Source organism: Nocardioides sp. 31GB23, from assembly GCF_040012395.1.
Taxonomy (GTDB): domain Bacteria; phylum Actinomycetota; class Actinomycetes; order Propionibacteriales; family Nocardioidaceae; genus Nocardioides; species Nocardioides salarius.
Genome location: NZ_JBDYKJ010000091.1, coordinates 1 through 17132 on the forward strand (window position 1 = coordinate 1; position 17132 = coordinate 17132).

Genomic DNA, 17132 nt, shown 5'->3' on the forward strand with positions numbered 1-17132 from the left:
GGCCCGGAGTCCCCGGGCCTGCCGTCCTCTGGCTGGTGCGGCATCAGGCGGAGCTGTCTGCTCCACCGTCGGCGCCGCCGTCCTGGACGCCCGGGGTGCCCTCGGCACCGCCGTCGGCGGGACCCTCGGCCCCACCGTCGGCGCCGCCGTCCTGCACGCCCGGGGTGCCCTCGGCGCCCCCGTCAGCGGGACCCTCGGCCCCACCGTCGGCGCCGCCGTCCTGCACGCCCGGGGTGCCCTCGGCGCCGCCGTCGGCGGGACCCTCGGTCTCGGACTGGCTCATGTCGTCTCCCTTGCACGTCGGGGCCCGTCGGGCCCGGTCGGGCGGCGCCGTGCGACGCCGTCGCCTCGTGTATAGCCAGTTCGCGGGCCCCTGCACACCCCCCGAGGGTGGTGGCGGGCAGCGTCCCCGCACCACCCTGCGCACGACCGCCCAGGCGTGGACCTGGTCGTGGCCCCGTCGGGGTGTGCTCACCCCATCTTGGGGAGACCGGCCCCGGTCACGGGGCCCGGGACGACGTCGGCGGGAGCAGTCGCCACCGCCACAGGTGACCTGCCAGAGCCCTGCCCGAGGCTGGTCTGGACGGCTCGGCCGGCGTCGTGCCCCAAATTGGGGAGCGGGTCCGCGGGCCACCCACGACGCTCCGGGCCCGGTCCTAGGTTCGCGGCATCAGGACAGTCCGGGAGGGACACCTGGTGACGCCCTCGGAGGCTCGCCGGTCAGCGTGAACAGGCCCGACGGTTCCTGCCACAGCACTCGAGGAGGGCCTCCACCATGGCACGTCGACCCATCATCCTGCTTGTCGCCCTCGCGGTGTCGGCGCTCGGGACGGGGATGGTCATCACCTACGTCCAGGGCGTCGAGGCCCGGGCGACCGAGGGCCAGGACCGGGTGACGGTCCTGACCGCCACCGCGACCATCGAGCCGGGAGAGGACGTCGACGACGCGCTCGCGGCGGACAAGCTGGAGAAGCGCGAGGTGGCCCGCGACGACCTGGTCGCCGGCGCCGTGCGCTCCGCCACCTCCATCGCCGGCCTCACGGCCCTGGGCACCGTCTACCCGGGCCAGCAGGTGGTCGCAGAGCAGTTCGGTGACGCCGGGTCGCTGGTGACCCTGGGCATCCCGGACGGCCAGCTCGCCGTCAGCGTCGAGCTCACCGACCCCGCCCGGGTGGCCGGGTTCGTCGAGCCCGGCTCGTGGGTGGCCGTCTTCGCCTCGGGCGACCCGGAGGTCTACCTGCCCGACGGCTCGTCGCGCCCGCTCGCGCCGTACACCCGGATCCTGCTGCCCAAGGTGCAGGTGATCGGGGTCGGCGACACGTCGGTGTCGTCGCGCACCACTCGCGACGCGGGCACGGAGACGACCGAGGAGGTCCCTCGGACGATCCTCACGATCGCGGTCGACCAGGAGGAGGCAGAGCGCGTCCTGTACGCCGCCCGCAACGGCGACCTCGCCTTCGCGCTGCGGACGGACAGGTCACGGGCCTCCCACAACCCGGGCGTCACGGCGACCGACATCATGCCCGAGCTCTTCGGAGGTGTGCGATGACCGTCATCATCGAGGACGACCAGGTCGTCGCCGACCTGATCCGGCAGGCCGTCCCCGGCCCCGCCGCCATCCTGCCCACGACGGCGCAGCTCGCGCAGCACCTGGACCGCGACCCCTCGGAGCACACCGTCGTGCTGGGGCCCTCGGTCGCAGCGCAGAGCGCGGTCGACGTCGCCGAGCAGAACCGGATCCGGCGGCCGGCACTGGGCGTCGTGGTCGTGAGGGCCAGCGTCGACAACGACGTGCTGGCGTGGGCGATGCGCTCCGGGGTGCGCGAGGTCGTGCCCACCGACGACCTGGCCGACCTCGGGCACGCCGTGCGCCGCACCCAGTCGCTGGCCCGGGCCATGGCCGGACCGAGGGGACGTCCTGTCGGAGACGACGTGCCCGGGGCCCTGCTCACGATCTTCTCCACCAAGGGGGGCGTGGGCAAGAGCCTGGTCGCCACCAACCTCGCGGCCGCGCTGGCCGACCTGGGACACCGGGTCTGCATCGTCGACCTCGACATCGAGGGAGGCGACGTCGCCATCATGATGTCGTTGACGCCCGCGCACACCCTGGCGGACCTGGCCCGCATCAAGGGCGACCTGGACGAGAGCGCGGTCGAGTCGCTGCTGACCCCCCACTCGGACCGCCTCTCGGTGCTGGCGTCCCCGGTCCACCTCGGCGCCACGGTGTCGGCGGAGTCGGTGGGCACCGTGCTCGAGATCCTCAAGCGGATGTTCGACGTCGTGGTGGTCGACACCGCCGGCTCCTTCGACGACCACGCGCTCCACGCGCTGGACAAGAGCGACCTGCTCGTCCTCGTGGGCACCCTGGACATCCCCTCCCTCAAGAACCTCAAGCTCGCGGTGGGCACGCTGGACCTGTTGAACGTGCCAAGGGACCTGTGGCGCCTCTGCGTGAACAGAGCGGACCCCAAGGTCGGTCTGACGCTCGACGAGGTGGCCACGACGCTGGGGCTCGCGGCGACCGCCACGCTGCCGGCCAGCCGTCAGGTCCTGACCGCGGTCAATCGTGGCGAGCAGATCGTGCGGGTCGATCCCGGCCACGAGGTCAGCAGGAAGCTGGCGGCCTTCGCGGCGACGCTCGCCCGTGGCGCGGGACTGGCCGACAAGGTGGCGGCGGGCGCGGGGGCGCGCCGCTCGGGGCTTCGCGGCCTGCGGACACGGAAGCTGGTCTGACATGTCGCTCGCAGACCGGCTGGCCTCCGCCCAGCGGGACCGCTCGCGCACCACGCCGTCGACCAGCGCGAGCACGCCCACGTCGGTGGACGGCGTCTCCGCCGCCCCCCGCACCGTGCGCGACCCGTTCGCAGACCTCAAGCGGGTCGTGCACCGCCAGCTCGTCAGCGACCTCGGGCCGCAGCTGTACGACGTGGACATGACCCAGGCAGAGCTCGAGCAGCAGGTGCGTGCAGCGCTGCAGGGAGCCGTGGTCGGGAACGAGCAGCCGATGTCGGGCGCCGACCGCGCCAGGATCGCCCAGGAGATCGCCGACGACATCCTGGGCTACGGCCCCCTCGAGCCGTACCTGCGCGACGACGAGCTCACGGAGGTGATGGTCAACCGTGCCGACGACATCTTCGTCGAGCGTGGTGGTCGGCTGACCCGTGTCGAGGCCGCCTTCCTCGACGAGGCGCACCTACGACGCACGATCGACAAGATCGTGGGCAAGGTCGGTCGTCGGGTCGACGAGACGAGCCCGATGGTGGATGCACGGCTGCCTGACGGCAGCCGTGTCAACGCCGTGATCCCGCCCCTGGCACTGGACGGCTCGATGCTCACGATCCGCAAGTTCTCGGCGGACGCGTTCACCGCCGGCGACCTCGTCGACGCCGGGACCCTCACCCGCCCCGCAGCGGACGTGCTGGCCGCCTGTGTCAGGGGGAAGCTCAACCTCCTGGTGTCGGGCGGGACCGGCGCCGGCAAGACCACCACTCTCAACGTGCTCTCCTCGTTCATCGGCAGCGACGAGAGGATCGTGACGATCGAGGACGCCGCGGAGCTCCGCCTGCACCAGGACCACGTGCTCAGGCTCGAGGCGCGCCCGGCCAACATCGAGGGCAAGGGAGCGGTCACGATCCGCGACCTCGTGCGCAACGCCCTGCGGATGCGGCCGGACCGCATCGTCGTGGGTGAGATCCGGGACGCCGCGGCGCTGGACATGCTCCAGGCGATGAACACCGGTCACGACGGCTCGCTGTCGACGGTGCACGCCAACAGCCCGCGCGACGCGCTCGCCCGGGTGGAGACGATGGTGATGATGGCGGGGATGGATCTCCCGGTCCGTGCCATCCGGGAGCAGACCTCGAGCGCCGTCGACGTGATCGTCCAGCAGGTCCGGCTCAAGGACGGCGGCCGGAGGGTCACCGCGATCACCGAGGTCGTGGGCATGGAGGGTGACATCATCACCCTGCAGGACGTCTTCCTCTTCGACTTCTCCGCGGGTTACGACGAGCACGGCACAGCGTTGGGCCAGCTGCGGCCCACGGGTCTGCGGCCGCGCTTCCTCGAAGGCCTCGGCCGGGCCGGCGTCCACCTCGACCCCGCGGTCTTCACCGGGGGCGGGGAGACACGATGACGACCACGTCGCGCCTGGGGCTCGCGCTCCCGACCGCCCTCCTGGCCTCGCTCCTGCTGGTCGGGGCCGCGCCCGCCGACGCGGGAGCGGGGATCGACATCGACCACGTCACCGGCGCCGAGGACCGGCTCTCCCTCGTGCTCGCGGTCGACCGGCTCCCCGCCGGTCACCGGCCCGTCCCCGGTTCGGTGCAGGTGGTGCTCGACGGAAGGGCTGTGGACAGCACGGTCGAGCCCGTGCTGGCCGGGGTCGTCCCGCGGACCGTCGTGCTCGCCCTCGACACCAGCCGCAGCATGTCGGGCGCCCCATCAGGGAGGCCAAGGCCGCCGCTGAGGCGTTCGTCGCGGCCGCGGCCGACGATGTGCGGATCGGGCTGCTTACCTTCGCGGGCTCCTCCGAGGTGGTCGTCGCCCCGACGACGGACCGGGCGCGGCTGGCCGCGGCGATCGAGGACATCTCGCTCGACCGTGGCACGCGCCTCTACGACGCGCTCCACGCGGCCGTCGACCTGACCGGCGACGCGGGCGCGCGCTCGGTCGTGGTCCTCTCGGACGGCCGTGACCAGGGCGGTGGGCGGTCGGCGGACGACGTGGTCGCAGCCGTCGTCGAGAGGTCCGTCGTGGTCGACGTCGTGGCGCTCGGCCCGGCTGTGCGCAACCCGCGTGAGCTGACCGAGATCGCGTCCGCCAGCGGAGGTGGACTCGCGCGCGTCTCGCGGCCCGCCTCCTTGCGAGCGGTCTTCGAGCGCGGGGCGCGGTCGCTGTCGTCCCAGCTGGTGGTCGAGGCCTCCGTGCCCCACGGCACCGGCGGGGAGGTCTCCGTCGTCGTCTCGCTCGTGGCGGGCGGCGAGACGTACGCGGACGCCACCGCTGTCCGGTTGGCGGCTCCGGCGCCCGACCAGCAGTCCATCCCGACCGCCGCCGTGACGGGTCCTGCGCCCGACCGGACGGTGCTGCTGGGGGGTGCCGCGGCCGTGGGCCTCGGCATCGCCCTGACGCTGGGCCTCGTGCTCAGCAGCCCGGCGGGCACGGGGGCGGACCGCCGGCTGGCGACGTACTTCCGGGAGGGCGCGCCGCCGTCCCGCGTCGCCGGCATCAGGGGCCCGGCCGTCCTGGTCGCCCAGGCGCTGGTGCCCGGTGACCTGGAGGCCAGGATGGCCCGTCGCCTCGCCGGAGCGGGCCTGGCGCTGCGCCCGGCCGAGTGGGTGCTGCTGCGCCTCGGGGTCGTGGGGGGACTCGCGCTGCTCGGGCTCGTGGCGGGCGGCCCGCCCCTGGTCGTGGCGCTGGTCGCGGTGGGACTGGTCGGCCCGGCTCTCTACCTGCGGGTGCGCCACGTACGCCGGCTGCGAGCCTTCGGGTCGCAGCTGCCCGACACGCTCACCATGATCGCCAACAGCCTCTCGGCCGGGCTCTCGGTGGCCCAGGCGATCGACTCGGTGGTGCGCGACGGCCAGGAGCCGATCGCCGGCGAGATGCTGCGCGCCCTGATGGAGCACCGGCTCGGGGTGGACGTGGAGGACGCCATCGACGGCGTCGCGGCCCGGATGGGCAGCACGGACTTCGCCTGGGTGGCCATGGCCATCCGGGTCCAGAAGGAGGTCGGCGGCAACCTGGCCGAGGTGCTGGTCACCGTGGCGGACACGCTGCGGGAGCGGGAGCACCTGCGTCGTCAGGTCCGCAGCCTCAGCGCGGAGGGCCGGCTGTCGGCCTACATCCTCGGAGGGCTGCCGGTCGCACTGTTCGGCTACATGATGCTGGCCAACCGCGACTTCGTCCGGCCCCTCTACACCGAGGTGCTCGGGGCAGCGATGCTCGGCGCTGCAGTGGTGCTCCTCACCATCGGTGGCTGGTCCATGTCCCGGCTGGTGAAGGTGGAGGTCTGAGATGTCTCCCTCGATGCTGCTGCTCGGTGGTGGTCTGCTGCTGGTGGTCGGTGGCACGCTCGGGCTCTCGTCGATCGGTGCCGGCAGCCACGAGCGGCGCGCGGTCGCGTCGTCGCTGGCCGCCATCCGGGCGCTCGACGGCCTCCCCGACGACCTCGCCGTCGATCTCGACCCGTCCTTCGTGCGTCGCACGGTGGCGCCCTTCGCTGCACGCTTCAGCCGTCTGGGACACCGGCTGAGCCGCGCGGGGGCGGCCGAGCGGATCCAGCGACGCCTCGAGATCGCGGGAGTCCCGTCCGGCTGGGACGTTCCCAGGATCTTCGGGGCCAAGGTGCTGGCAGCGGCCCTGCTGGGTGGTCTCGTCGGCTTCTACTGCGTCGCCAGCGGCACGTCACCGGTGCGGGCCGTGGTGCTCGCTGCCCTCGCCGGCGGTTTCGGCTTCGTGCTGCCCACGATCCTGCTCTACAACGCGGGCGAGAAGCGCGAGGCACTCATGCGCCGCGCCCTGCCCGACGCACTCGACCTGCTCACGATCTCGGTGGAGGCCGGACTGGGCTTCGACGCCGCCGTCATGAAGGTGGCGCGCAGGACCAGGGGCCCGCTGGCCCAGGAGTTCTCCCGGCTGCTGCAGGAGATGCAGATCGGCGTCGGCAGGAGCGACGCCATGCGGGCGATGGGAGAACGCAGCACGATCAAGGAGCTGCGGTCCTTCTGCCAGGCGATGGTCCAGGCCGACCAGCTCGGTGTGCCGATCGGCCGGGTGCTGCGCATCCAGAGCAAGGAGATGCGGATCCGGCGTCGTCAGAGCGCGGAGGAGCGGGCGCAGAAGGTGCCGGTCAAGATCATGGTGCCACTGGTGCTGTTCATCCTGCCCAGCCTCTTCATCGTGGTGATGGGGCCGGCGGCCATCAAGATGGTCGAGACGTTTCGATGAGCACCACGGAGGTCGGTGGGCTCCGCTGGGCCCCTGCCTGGCACGGACGCGGACGGCCCGCGGACGACACCGCCCGGTCGGCCCAGGCGGGCGCGCCGTACGACCGCGCCGGCGCTGCTGCCGAGGAGCGGCGCCGGGTGGCCCGCGAGCTCCACGACGGCGTCGCCCAGCGGGTCGCCGCACTCGGCTACCTCGTCGACGACGTGGCGGCGATGGTCCAGGACACTGAGGTGGCGGCGGTCGTCGAGGCCCTGCGCGGCCAGGTCACGGCCGTCGCGCAGGAGCTGCGCAGCTCGGTGTCCGACCTGCGCACTGACCACGGTTCCGCCGTCGATGAGGGCGTCTCCGAGGCACTGTCGGCCTACGTCGGCGAGCTCGGTCGCGGCAGCGACGTCGTCGCCCATCTCTACCTGGACGAGACGGGTGCCCGTCGCGCGCGGGGGGTCGAGCACGAGGTGCTCATGATCGCGCGGGAGGCCATCAGCAACGTGCACCAGCACGCCCGCGCGGACCACCTCTGGGTCAGCCTGACCAGCGACGAGCGTCGGCTGCGCCTGGTCGTCGAGGACGACGGTGCCGGACAGGCACGACCCAGGCGGGGCCACTTCGGGTTGCAGGGGATGAAGGAACGAGCCGCCCGCATCGGCGGGGTGCTCGAGCTGCGAGGACGCGCGACAGGGGGCACCGTCGTGATCCTCGAGGTGCCTCCCCCCGACCGCACCGACCGACGAAGGGAACAGCCATGACGTCCACGGTCCTCCTCGTCGATGACCACGACCTGATCAGGCAGGGGCTCGCCCGCGCGTTCGAGCGTGCAGGCGACTTCGACGTGGTGGGCCAGGCGGAGAGCGTCGCGCAGGCGATCTCGATGTGGTCGGCCCTGCGTCCCGACGTCGTGGTGACGGACCTGCAGCTGCAGGACGGGTCCGGGCTCGACGTGGTCGAGCGGCTGCGCCGGGACAGCAGCACGGTCGGACTGGTGATGCTGACCATGCACTCCGGTGACCCCCAGATCTTCGCTGCCATGGAGGCCGGCGCCTCGGCCTTCCTGGGCAAGGAGTCCCGGGCCGACGAGGTCGTGGGGGCCGCCCGGCACGCCGCGAAGTCCTCGCGGGGCTTCCTGTGCACCGGTCTGGCCGGAGCCCTGATGCGTCGGGCGTCGTCCTCGGCGGCGCGGTTGACCGAGCGCGAGCTGGGCGTCCTCCGGCTGCTCGCCGAGGGGATGCGGACGACCGAGATCGCCCGCGAGCTGCACCTGGGGGAGTCCACGGTCAAGCTGCACCTGAGCAAGGTCTACCGCAAGCTCGGTGTCAGCAGCCGCACCGAGGCACTGGCCGCGGGCATGCGTCTGGGACTGCTGATCGCACCGGCGTCCTGCGCCGGCTGACACCTGGCCCGTCCCCCTTCCCGCCGGTTCGTCGAGGCCCTGCTGCCGGCTGCCCCGACGTGCGCCCGGCCGCGGGTGCAGGTGGGACGTCTCGCCCTGAGCCGCCCCCGGCCGTTCGACCGGTCGTGGGCGCGGGCGAGTCATCCCGGCATGGCCCGAAGTGACTATGCGCCCCGAGACGAAGGTCGTGACCGAGGGGTGCCGCGGCGTCGCAGGATCGAAGTCAGGCAAGGGTCCCAACGGGGGACCCGGCACAACGCGACCGGCGCACGGTCACACAGGGAAGGGAAGTCCGATGATCGAGAAGATCCAGTTCATGGCACTGATGCTCAGGAGCGACCTGATCGCCAAGCGGGACGACCGCGGTGCCACCGCCGTGGAGTACGGGCTCATGGTCGCGCTGATCGCAGCGGTCATCGTCGGCACGGTCGCCCTGATCGGGACCGAGCTCCAGGCGGCGTTCCAGACGGTGCTCGACGAGCTCTAGATCGACAGCATCGCCGTCGACGGCGCCGGTGCCGCTGCATGGCGGCGCCGGCCCGTCGTCGTCAGGGGCCCGTGCGGGCCCGAGGACTGCAGAGGGGGAGAGCATGGAAGCGCGTCGAGCAGCGCCACGGGACCAGCGAGGGGCAGCAGCGGTGGAGTTCGCGTTCGTCCTGCTGCCCTTCGTCACCCTGGTCTTCGGCGCCATCGACTTCGGTTGGGCGGTCAACCACGACGTGCTGGTCAACAACGCTGCGCGCGAGGGTGCCCGAGAAGGCAGCCTCAACCCCGACCAGGGCGACATCGAGGCTGTCGTGCACGCCTCGCCGGGCGGGGCCGACACGACGGTGGCGGTCTCGTGCCGCAAGCCGTCGGGAGCCACGTGCGCGAGCATCGCCAGCGCGACCCCGGGCGACACCGTCATCGTCACGGTCGCCCTCGACCACGACTGGATCACTCCCGTGGGTGGCGCGCTCGCGCCCGGTGGAGTGACCCTCACCAAGACAGCCGAGATGAGGATCGAATGAGGACATCGTCGTCCGATCGCGACGAGCGGGGCGCCATCGCCGTGGTCGCCGCGCTGGTCTCCGTGGTGCTGTTCGGGTTCGCCGCGCTCGCCGTCGACGTCGCCCAGCTGGTCAACGAGAAGCAGGAGCTGCACGACACGCTCGACATGGCAGCCCAGACCGGAGCCGGGATGCTGCCCGCCGACGGGGACGGCGCCCGGGCCGCGGCCCTGGCCAACGCCGGGAACAACGACCCCGACGCCACGCCGGAGATCGACTTCTTCTGCGTGGTCGGCTCGAAGCCGTCCGGGGGAGGGCACGCGGTCGAGACGGCTCACATCCCGCTGAGCTGCGACCCCGGCCCGCCGCCGTACACCGGTGTCTCCTGCGACGCCAGCATCTGTGCCATCCCGTGCTTCCCGGCCCAGGGCGGCCTGTGCAACACGCTGCGCGCCCGCGACGACAAGGTGGTGCCGTTCGTCTTCGGACCGGTGATCAGCATCGACGAGGGAGACACCGGAACCTTGACCTCCGTGGCCTGCAAGGGCGCCTGTGGGAGCGTGCCGCCGAATCCCATGGACCTGGTGGTGGTGGGTGATCGCACCGGCAGCATGGGCAGCACCATCGACGACCTCGAGGACGCGATCGAGGGTCTGCTGGAGTTCCTCAGCCCGGAGCTGCACCACGTGGCCCTGGGCACCATCGGTCGCAGCTCGAGCAGCGCACCGGCGAGCTGCCCGAGCCGTCCCAGCGGGTCGCGGTCCTCGGGTCCGTGGATCGCCGCCGGGTTCAGCAGCTCCTACGACACCACCGACGTCGAGCCACCCACCCGGCCCCCGGTGCTCAGCTCTTCCGACCCGTTGGCGCGAGCAGTGGGGTGCATCAGCGAGACCAACTCCTCGACCGGCACCTACCTGGCGGCGCCGATGCGTGCTGCGCGCGAGCTGCTGGCGGGCGCCACCTCGCGACCGGCGCCGGTCCACAAGGCGATCATCTTCATGACCGACGGGGAGCCCAACGAGAGCACCAACCCCGGAGATGGGTATCCCTACAGCCGCAACGGGACCACCGCGTGCCAGAACGCGGTCGACGAGGCCAGCTCGGCGAAGGCGGCGGGAGTCCTGGTCGTGACCATCGCCTTCCGGTTGGAGGACGTGCGCTGCGACGGGGGCGGGTCCCCCTTCGTGACCTCACGCCTGGCGGCCATGGCCTCTCCTCGCAGCGACGGCACGGCCAGCCTGGACGACGGTGGCGGCGCGGGGCCCGGCTGCAACACGACCGCGAAGGTCGACGGGGAGAACGCCGACGGCGACTACTTCTTCTGCACGCCGACTCCCAGCGCTCTGGCCCCGATCTTCCAGACCGCAGCCTCGCAGATCGTCCAGAGCACGCGGTTGATCCGACTTCCCTGATCCGGTGGGAGGAGAAGACGGCTGGGCAGTCGTCCAACGACAGCGGTCCCGCCCTCACGAAGAGGGCGGGACCGGGCGAACTGAGCGGCGTGAAGCGATCAGATGTCGTAGTAGTGACCGACTGACCCGGCCTGACCTGCGCAAACGCTGTCGGTCAGGGCGCTGGGTACGCTTTGGGTACGCTCGCCGTCGCGCTCCAAGCGAGCTGCTCGGGGTCCCAGATCGCGGAATCACCCGCGGTGGCGAGGGCGGGATCGACGAACCGGGCGGCCAGGTCTGCAGCCGCCGTGGCCGTGTAGGTCTGGGCAGACGGAACGCCCTTCGCGGTGTTCGGGTAGGTGCGGTGCCAGGTGTCGGGGATGGTGAACGCGGCGAACGGGGCCATGCCGCTGAGCGCCTGCTTGGTAGCGATCGCGACCCGCAGTTCGCCCAGGTCTACCGACTGGGTCTGAGCGAGCACGACGAGGTCGACCAGGTCCTTGACCCGGCTGCTGCGTCGCCCGCCCGGATAGTCGGTTCTCATGGTCGCGCAGACCTTGTCAGCGATCTGATCCACGACCGGGAACAGCCGGTAGGGGTGGGTGACGAGCTGACGCTTGAGGTGCATACGGTTGGCCGGTTCGACGTACTCGGGTGTGCCGATGGGCGCCGGACCCACGACGACGTCCACGGTGACCGTGTCGATCTGCGCGCCGGTGTCGACGTCGAGGCAGGCATAGATGAAACGGCGCGTGGCCAGACCGGGTTGGTTCTCACCTGCGCCGGTCGGCAGCGACCGCGTCAGACGGAACGTCAGGTGATCGCTCAGCTCGACGGCAACCAGCGCGGACAGCTGCCGTTCGGCCTCGTCGAGGTCAGCCGCTCCGCGTGCTGCGAGATCAACGTCCTTGGTGGTCCGCGAGCGCGGGACCCGGGCCAGCATGCTCAGGCCGCCCTTGAGCATCCACTCGGTGGCCTCGCCCTCGGCGAAAACGCGGGACAGGAACCGGTCGTAGCGGGCTTGGCGGATCTGCGCGTCCACGGTGGCCGCGCTGACGCCGGCACCGGCTTCGCGCGCGGCCTTCTTCGCGGCGTCCTTGATCGCCAGCTCCACGGCGCGCCAGTCGCCATACCCCTGAGCGTCACCCATGGAGAGCCGCCTCTGCGTTGGGAGCCAGGATTTCGTTCAGCGAGTCGAGCAGGACGCCTGCATCGTCCCGGAGGCGGGCCGGGGCTGCAGCCAGGTCGGCCCGCAGCTGCCGCGGATCGGTGATCTTGCCGAACCGGGTGGCCTCGCGCAGGGCGTCGTCGACCAGAGAGGTGTCTGTGCCGAGGTCGAGCAGGTCGGTGATGGTGCGTTCGACCGTGAGCGTGGGCAGCCCGTTGACGGAGATGGTGTCGGCGGGAGTGAGCGGGCGGATGCGCAGGCGTACGTCGGACAGGCGCGTGGTCTTGCGGGAGCCGACGATGAAGTCGATGCCGTCGAGGAAGAAGTCTCCGATCTCGTGCACCACGGCGGCCGTGACCCCGGCCGCGGCCAGGGCGGGTGCGCCGGTCTCGGTCGGCTGGGAGGTCGCGCCGCCCAGCGCCAGCCAAGTCGCGTAGACGCTCTCGTGATCCTGCGGGGGAGTGCCGGCCATCCGGTAGACGCCCTGGGCCAGGCGTTCGAGCACCCCGCTCGCGGTCATTCGCACCAGCTGCTTGCGTGACACCCCGACCGCCTCGGCCTGGGCGGTGGTGAACATGCCCCAGCGACGTTCGGCCAGGATACCGAGCCGGGACACCGTCGAATCACTCACGACATCGATTGTACCCACTTCGGGGAACAAATGCTGTAGTGGCAACCCGGAGCCGACGGACGATCTAGTCATCGTTCGCTTCGCTCTCTGCCGCAGTGTCGTCGCTGTCGTGCCCGAAGACTGCGTCGATCGTCTTGCGGGTCCGCTCGTTCGAGGTCGGCAGCAGGTGGGTGTAAGTGCGCAGGGTGAAGCCCGGGTCGCTGTGGCCCAAGTGCTCGCTGAGCGCCTTGATCGATTCCCCGCCGTCGAGGAGCGTGCTCGCGTAGAAGTGCCGCAGTGCATGGCATCCGTTCTCACGCTTTGACTCGATGCCCGCCTTCTCCAGCGCGGGTCGCCAAATCCGGGTGTTGAAGTAGTTGCGATTCAGTGCGCCGCGTTCGCGGGTGGTGAGCAGCAGGGAGACTGTACGCTCGGCGCCGTCGAGCCGGTCCCACGCCATGGTGACGTCCCGCGGAGGGAACTTGGTCATGTGCACGTTGATGGCTTCGAGAACAGAGTCGGGGAGCGGGACAGTGCGGGTCTTGCGCCCCTTGGGGAGTCCGAAGAGGAGCTTGTTGCCGGAGCGGATCTTGACCTGGCGGACCACACGCACCTCGGCGTTCTCGATGTCGATGTCGTCAGGGGAGAGGCCGAAGATCTCTCCTTGCCGCAGTCCGAGTCCTGCTCCGAGATGCGCCACCAGCCGATACTTCTCGGTGAGCGCTTCGCGCACGTCGTCGACCTGCTCGACCGTCCAGGGCACCATCTTGCGCGGTTCGGTCTTGGGGCGTCGGACCGATGGAGCCTTGCACGGGTTCTTCTGAATCAGGTTGTCGTCGACCGCCGCGGTGAACACCGTGGACACATTGGCGTAGAGCACCTTGCGATACGTCGGCGCAAGCTCGGACAGACCGCGAAGCCAGTTCTGGATCGTGGACGGCTTGACCTCAGCCAGCAACTTCGGGCCCAGCGTCGGATAGGCATGCAAGCGCAGCCGAAGTTCGACGGCCTCGTGGGTTCCTTCGTCGAACGTCTGCGCAGCGAGCCACCCGACGGCGTACTCCTTGAAGCTGATCTTGCCGGCGTCGGGATCGTAGTAATGGCCACGGACGATGTCCGCCGAGATCTCGGCCGCAAACCGATCGGCATCGACCTTGCGGGGGAACGTCTTCGCGCGTGCTCGACCATCGGGATCACGCCAGCGCACCCGGTAATTGACGACCCGCTTGCCCTTGGCTCCCGTCCGCGCTCGCCGCTCAACCCACGCCATGACTCACTCCTGCATGGGCTTCAAGCCAGACCCGGACGTCGCCGGGGTCGTATCGCAGGAACCGGCCTACTCGGAAGGCAACGGGGCCGGTGCCCTTGTGGCGCCACTGATAGAGCGTTGCGACGGGGACGCCGAGGAAGTCTGCGACCTCCTCGACGGTCATCAACCTGTCGCTGACGGGGAGGTGCATGCCTTCGTGGCTGTGGTCAGAGGCTTCGCTCATGGTGGATCGATCCTTCCTGCGTGGGTCCATTGACCGAGCGCACGAACGCCGCCCGTTCTGTGGCTGAAGTGGGAAATACAGGCCTGCGTGGCTCCGGTGCGCGAAGTCGCCGGTCGACGGTCACCAGGAGGCGCGCCTTGGTGGGGACGTCGAGGGGTACGTGTCGTGCACGCTGTTCCTTGACCGCGCCCGGGGCGGACTTGTCGATGCGCGGGATGGTGACGCGCAGGAGGTAGCTGCGGTCGTTCGCGCCAGCACGGGTGATCGCAGCGATGCGTCGGTCGATGTGCGTGAACAACGCATCAAGCTGGCGGAGTTGGTTGCCGCTGACGGTGTCGGCCGGAGAGAGGTTGTTCATGCGGGCAGCGGCGAGAGCGCCGTCGGCTGCTGCGAAGCCGTTGCCGACCAGCCCGCGGAGGTTCCGGGACTGATCGATGAGTTGGCGATAGGTCTCGTGTCGGTGGTCCCACTTCGCTGCGATCTGCTCGCGGTTCGGGCTCTGGTAGCAGAGCTCCACGGCACCCCGGCTGACGATTCGTTGGGAGTCGAAGATGAGTCGAAGGCTGTAGGCGTCGGGTTGGTGGCGCAGATGGACGAGCAGGTTGTTCTGCGCCTGCAGCACACCATCGAGTCCGGGGAGTGCGGGTCCGTCGACAAGTTGGACCGGGGGACGCCAGCCGCGCTGGTCGACGCTGTAGTCGGGTTTGTCGTAGCCGGCGTGGGCGGCGCATACTACGGCTGCCCGGCCCAGACCGTCTGCCTCGGTGATCGGTTCCCAGCCAGGGACTGCAGCGGTGTAGTGGCGGTCGAGTCCGGTGAGTGCGCGGGCGACCTCGGAGGCGTCCTTCAGAACGGTCATGGCCTGGTGCTCGGTGAGGTTGCCGTAGTCCAGCCCGGCAGGGAAGTCGTGCTCGCCGAGAGCGGCTGCTTTCGCCGCCCGCCGCCACAGGTCCACGACGTGATTGGGGTGTGGCGTGGTGAGCTGATCCAGGCCCGGGAGGGGAGCGGTGTATGCGGTGCGGGCCTGGTCGAGTCGGTGCCGGAGTTCCTCGGCCGGGCCACGGCTGCGAGGGGTCGCTCCGCCGAAGTCACCATCAGGGTTCGACGCTCGGACGGCTTGCTGGCACCACAGGGTGAGGCTGGTTCGAAAGGACGCGATCAGGACGACATCTTCGGGTGTGAGCGTGTCGAGACCTTGCTTGTTACGGGTGAGCTGCAGGAGCGTGGCGAGTTCACCGCGCAGTGCCGCCGTGTTGTCGCCGTACATCAGAACCCACTGGCCTCGGGGTTCGGGTTGTCGCGGTCGCGGGCGACGTCGAGCATGTCGAGGAGCAGTTCGACCTGGAGTTTGTCGACGCCGTGGTCGGCGAGTTCTTTGACGGCGCTGACGGCGACGGCGTGCAGGATGGCTCGGTCGTCGGTGAGCCCGTGGGTGTCGAGGGCGGGGACGTCGTCGCCGTGGATCAGGTCGAGGTAGAGAAGTGCGTGTTCGTACTCGACCGAGCCGTCGAACGTGGCTGCCTCATCGGCCAGGGCTGCGATGTAGGAGCGGGCCTCGGCCAGAGTGACCGCGTGAGCGAGAAGCATGAGGGTGTCCCTTCGTTGAAGATCAGGTGCGCGCAACGCCACCGTCGGCCCGAGGACTGACTCCGGGACGGGCTGCTTCGCTGGGCTGTGGACAGCGGCTGGTTGTCCACAGACCGAGTGATCAGGGTCAGGAGGCGTGGCGTTCGAGGTCGGCTTCGATCTGGCGGCGTGCGGTGACGTCTTCCATCACGAACTGCACGAAGTCGGCGTCCCGGTCGGTGACCGAGGCTTCGGCAGTGGGAAGTGCGGCGGGTTCGCCGGGCCAGGTGGTCTGGCGGGTGGGTCGGTCGCGGTCCAGTCGGGTGCCGCAGGCGGCGACCCAGTCCCGCAGCCGGTGCCGGGTTTCGGCGAAGTCGCGATGCCATGCCAGCGGTGACGAGGGGGAGGCGTCGGAGCTGTAGGAGTTCAGCCAGTGCAGGTGCAGGGCGGACAGTTCCCAGACGAGTTCGTCGTGGCGGTGCCACATCGGCGGGACCTCGTTCGGCGCGAGGCCGTAGGTGCCGCGCAGCCAATGCACCCACGCGTTGAGGTCGAGCCACTCGGTCTCGGCCTCATCAGCGGTCAGGGTGTTCCAGTTGATCGGCCCCAGGGGCTCAGCCAGCGACGCCGACTCGAACGATCCCGGCCACTCCTTCTCGGTCCCGTTGTCGGCAGTGTCGTTCGCTCCGAAGTTCTGCCAAGTGTCGAAGACCGGATGCCGTTCCACATCGAGGACCGACGGTTCCGCGCCGGTCCGTTCGGGAGTCTCGTCGGTCATGATCAGATCCCGACAGCGGTCGAGGACGGCTCGACCGTGCGCTGGGCGTCCCTGCCAGACTCCGGCCTGGCGGCGCGTTCAGCAGCGGGGCGTTCGACGCTGTAGCGGGTGCGGGCGGTGTCGTGTCCGATTCGGCGGGCCACGAACTCCTCACGCTGGACGGTTTCGCCCTCGCGGTCGAACTCGTACTCGTGGACGTAGCCCGACGCCACGAACTGGTCACCGGCACGGAACCGGGCGTAGGCGCGCTCGGCCGCAGCCTTGAACATCACCATCTCGCAGAACTGCGGGTGGAGCTTGGTGAACGAACCGTCGGGCTCCTTGCGCCACTGCTCGACACCGACCCGGGCGCGGAACCTGGCGACGTCGCTCTTGCCGTACGTCAGCTCCGGTGCGGTGGCGATGAAGCCGTGCAGGCTCACCTGGGTGGGGATCGTCATCATCGACTCCTGACCTCACGCGACGCCGTGATCGGCGATCGCTCTCAGGAGTCAGGTGCGCGTGCAGTCCCCACGCGAGAAACGCGCTCAACGGTTCCAGCAGATGCGCTCGGATGTCTTCCGGGCCAGAAGGAAACACGAGCCTGCTGGACAGAACTGTCGGCACTCTCAGGCATGCTCTTCTTGGAGTCGCAGCGCGTTCTGGTCGGCGCGACCCCCGGTCGACGCCCAGACAAGGAGGAGTTCGGTGCCCGAGAGTCGCCACAAGTATCTCTATGAGCGCCTGGGGGTGTCAGATGGTCTGTGTAAGCGGTCGGTCCTGAAGGAGGACCAAGATGACCGCTGTGACCACTGAGAACGAT

The 17132-nt window shown here is 70.4% G+C and carries 19 protein-coding genes; 10 read left to right on the forward strand and 9 right to left on the reverse strand.

Going from position 1 to position 17132, the window contains the following annotated elements; genetic code table 11:
- Nucleotides 1-43: 43 nt before the first annotated feature.
- Complete coding sequence (locus ABKW28_RS20715) at nucleotides 44-283, reverse strand: hypothetical protein (RefSeq protein ID WP_302708548.1); 240 nt, start codon at nucleotides 281-283, stop codon at nucleotides 44-46.
- A 492-nt stretch (nucleotides 284-775) separates the two neighbouring features.
- Between ABKW28_RS20715 and cpaB the strand changes: the two genes are divergently transcribed.
- The 10 genes from cpaB to ABKW28_RS20765 all read left to right on the forward strand — a co-directional run bounded on the left by cpaB (nucleotide 776) and on the right by ABKW28_RS20765 (nucleotide 10736).
- Nucleotides 776-1549, forward strand: coding sequence for a Flp pilus assembly protein CpaB (cpaB, locus tag ABKW28_RS20720; RefSeq protein WP_348612910.1), 774 nt, complete (start codon nucleotides 776-778; stop codon nucleotides 1547-1549).
- The gene (locus tag ABKW28_RS20725; protein WP_348612912.1) at nucleotides 1546-2733 is read left to right on the forward strand and encodes a P-loop NTPase; all 1188 of its coding nucleotides are present in this window, start codon (nucleotides 1546-1548) and stop codon (nucleotides 2731-2733) included. Before cpaB ends, ABKW28_RS20725 begins: the two co-directional genes overlap by 4 nt.
- Before the next feature lies 1 nt (nucleotide 2734).
- A complete protein-coding gene (locus ABKW28_RS20730) occupies nucleotides 2735-4132 on the forward strand; it encodes a CpaF family protein (protein ID WP_348612914.1) in 1398 nt (465 codons plus the stop codon).
- Nucleotides 4133-4439: 307 nt separating this feature from the next.
- Nucleotides 4440-6014 carry a type II secretion system F family protein gene (locus ABKW28_RS20735; RefSeq protein ID WP_348612930.1) on the forward strand — a complete coding sequence of 525 codons (1575 nt, stop codon included), beginning with the start codon at nucleotides 4440-4442 and terminating at the stop codon, nucleotides 6012-6014.
- 1 nt (nucleotide 6015) lies between these two features.
- A complete protein-coding gene (locus ABKW28_RS20740; protein WP_348612916.1) occupies nucleotides 6016-6948 on the forward strand; it encodes a type II secretion system F family protein in 933 nt (310 codons plus the stop codon).
- Nucleotides 6945-7694, forward strand: coding sequence for a sensor histidine kinase (locus tag ABKW28_RS20745; protein ID WP_348612918.1), 750 nt, complete (start codon nucleotides 6945-6947; stop codon nucleotides 7692-7694). The genes ABKW28_RS20740 and ABKW28_RS20745 overlap by 4 nt, the downstream gene beginning before the upstream one ends.
- On the forward strand, nucleotides 7691-8335 hold the full coding sequence (locus ABKW28_RS20750) for a response regulator transcription factor (protein ID WP_348612920.1): 645 nt from the start codon (nucleotides 7691-7693) through the stop codon (nucleotides 8333-8335). Before ABKW28_RS20745 ends, ABKW28_RS20750 begins: the two co-directional genes overlap by 4 nt.
- 295 nt (nucleotides 8336-8630) lie before the next feature.
- Entirely contained in the window at nucleotides 8631-8822 is a 192-nt protein-coding gene (locus ABKW28_RS20755; RefSeq protein WP_348612922.1) for a Flp family type IVb pilin, read from the forward strand.
- A 151-nt stretch (nucleotides 8823-8973) separates the two neighbouring features.
- Nucleotides 8974-9345 carry a TadE/TadG family type IV pilus assembly protein gene (locus ABKW28_RS20760; protein WP_348612924.1) on the forward strand — a complete coding sequence of 124 codons (372 nt, stop codon included), beginning with the start codon at nucleotides 8974-8976 and terminating at the stop codon, nucleotides 9343-9345.
- Nucleotides 9342-10736 carry a vWA domain-containing protein gene (locus ABKW28_RS20765; protein ID WP_348612926.1) on the forward strand — a complete coding sequence of 465 codons (1395 nt, stop codon included), beginning with the start codon at nucleotides 9342-9344 and terminating at the stop codon, nucleotides 10734-10736. The genes ABKW28_RS20760 and ABKW28_RS20765 overlap by 4 nt, the downstream gene beginning before the upstream one ends.
- 154 nt (nucleotides 10737-10890) lie before the next feature.
- Here the strand turns inward: ABKW28_RS20765 and ABKW28_RS20770 are convergent, their stop codons facing one another.
- The 8 genes from ABKW28_RS20770 to ABKW28_RS20805 form a co-directional block, all read right to left on the reverse strand.
- Entirely contained in the window at nucleotides 10891-11865 is a 975-nt protein-coding gene (locus ABKW28_RS20770) for a nucleotidyl transferase AbiEii/AbiGii toxin family protein (RefSeq protein ID WP_300399901.1), read from the reverse strand.
- Nucleotides 11858-12544, reverse strand: a complete 687-nt coding sequence (locus ABKW28_RS20775) for a type IV toxin-antitoxin system AbiEi family antitoxin domain-containing protein (RefSeq protein WP_348612928.1) — start codon at nucleotides 12542-12544, stop codon at nucleotides 11858-11860. Before ABKW28_RS20775 ends, ABKW28_RS20770 begins: the two co-directional genes overlap by 8 nt.
- 34 nt (nucleotides 12545-12578) lie before the next feature.
- On the reverse strand, nucleotides 12579-13763 hold the full coding sequence (locus tag ABKW28_RS20780; protein WP_300399903.1) for a site-specific integrase: 1185 nt from the start codon (nucleotides 13761-13763) through the stop codon (nucleotides 12579-12581).
- Nucleotides 13750-13986: a helix-turn-helix domain-containing protein gene (locus ABKW28_RS20785; RefSeq protein WP_300399904.1), complete on the reverse strand. Its 237-nt coding sequence runs from the start codon at nucleotides 13984-13986 to the stop codon at nucleotides 13750-13752. Before ABKW28_RS20785 ends, ABKW28_RS20780 begins: the two co-directional genes overlap by 14 nt.
- Entirely contained in the window at nucleotides 13970-15253 is a 1284-nt protein-coding gene (locus tag ABKW28_RS20790; RefSeq protein WP_300399905.1) for a hypothetical protein, read from the reverse strand. The genes ABKW28_RS20785 and ABKW28_RS20790 overlap by 17 nt, the downstream gene beginning before the upstream one ends.
- Nucleotides 15253-15573: a hypothetical protein gene (locus ABKW28_RS20795; RefSeq protein WP_300399906.1), complete on the reverse strand. Its 321-nt coding sequence runs from the start codon at nucleotides 15571-15573 to the stop codon at nucleotides 15253-15255. The genes ABKW28_RS20790 and ABKW28_RS20795 overlap by 1 nt, the downstream gene beginning before the upstream one ends.
- Nucleotides 15574-15700: 127 nt before the next feature.
- Nucleotides 15701-16330: a hypothetical protein gene (locus ABKW28_RS20800; RefSeq protein ID WP_300399907.1), complete on the reverse strand. Its 630-nt coding sequence runs from the start codon at nucleotides 16328-16330 to the stop codon at nucleotides 15701-15703.
- A gap of 2 nt (nucleotides 16331-16332) precedes the next feature.
- Nucleotides 16333-16770 (reverse strand): single-stranded DNA-binding protein, encoded by a 438-nt coding sequence (locus tag ABKW28_RS20805; RefSeq protein WP_300399908.1) that lies wholly within the window; start codon nucleotides 16768-16770, stop codon nucleotides 16333-16335.
- Between the last annotated feature and the right edge of the window lie 362 nt (nucleotides 16771-17132).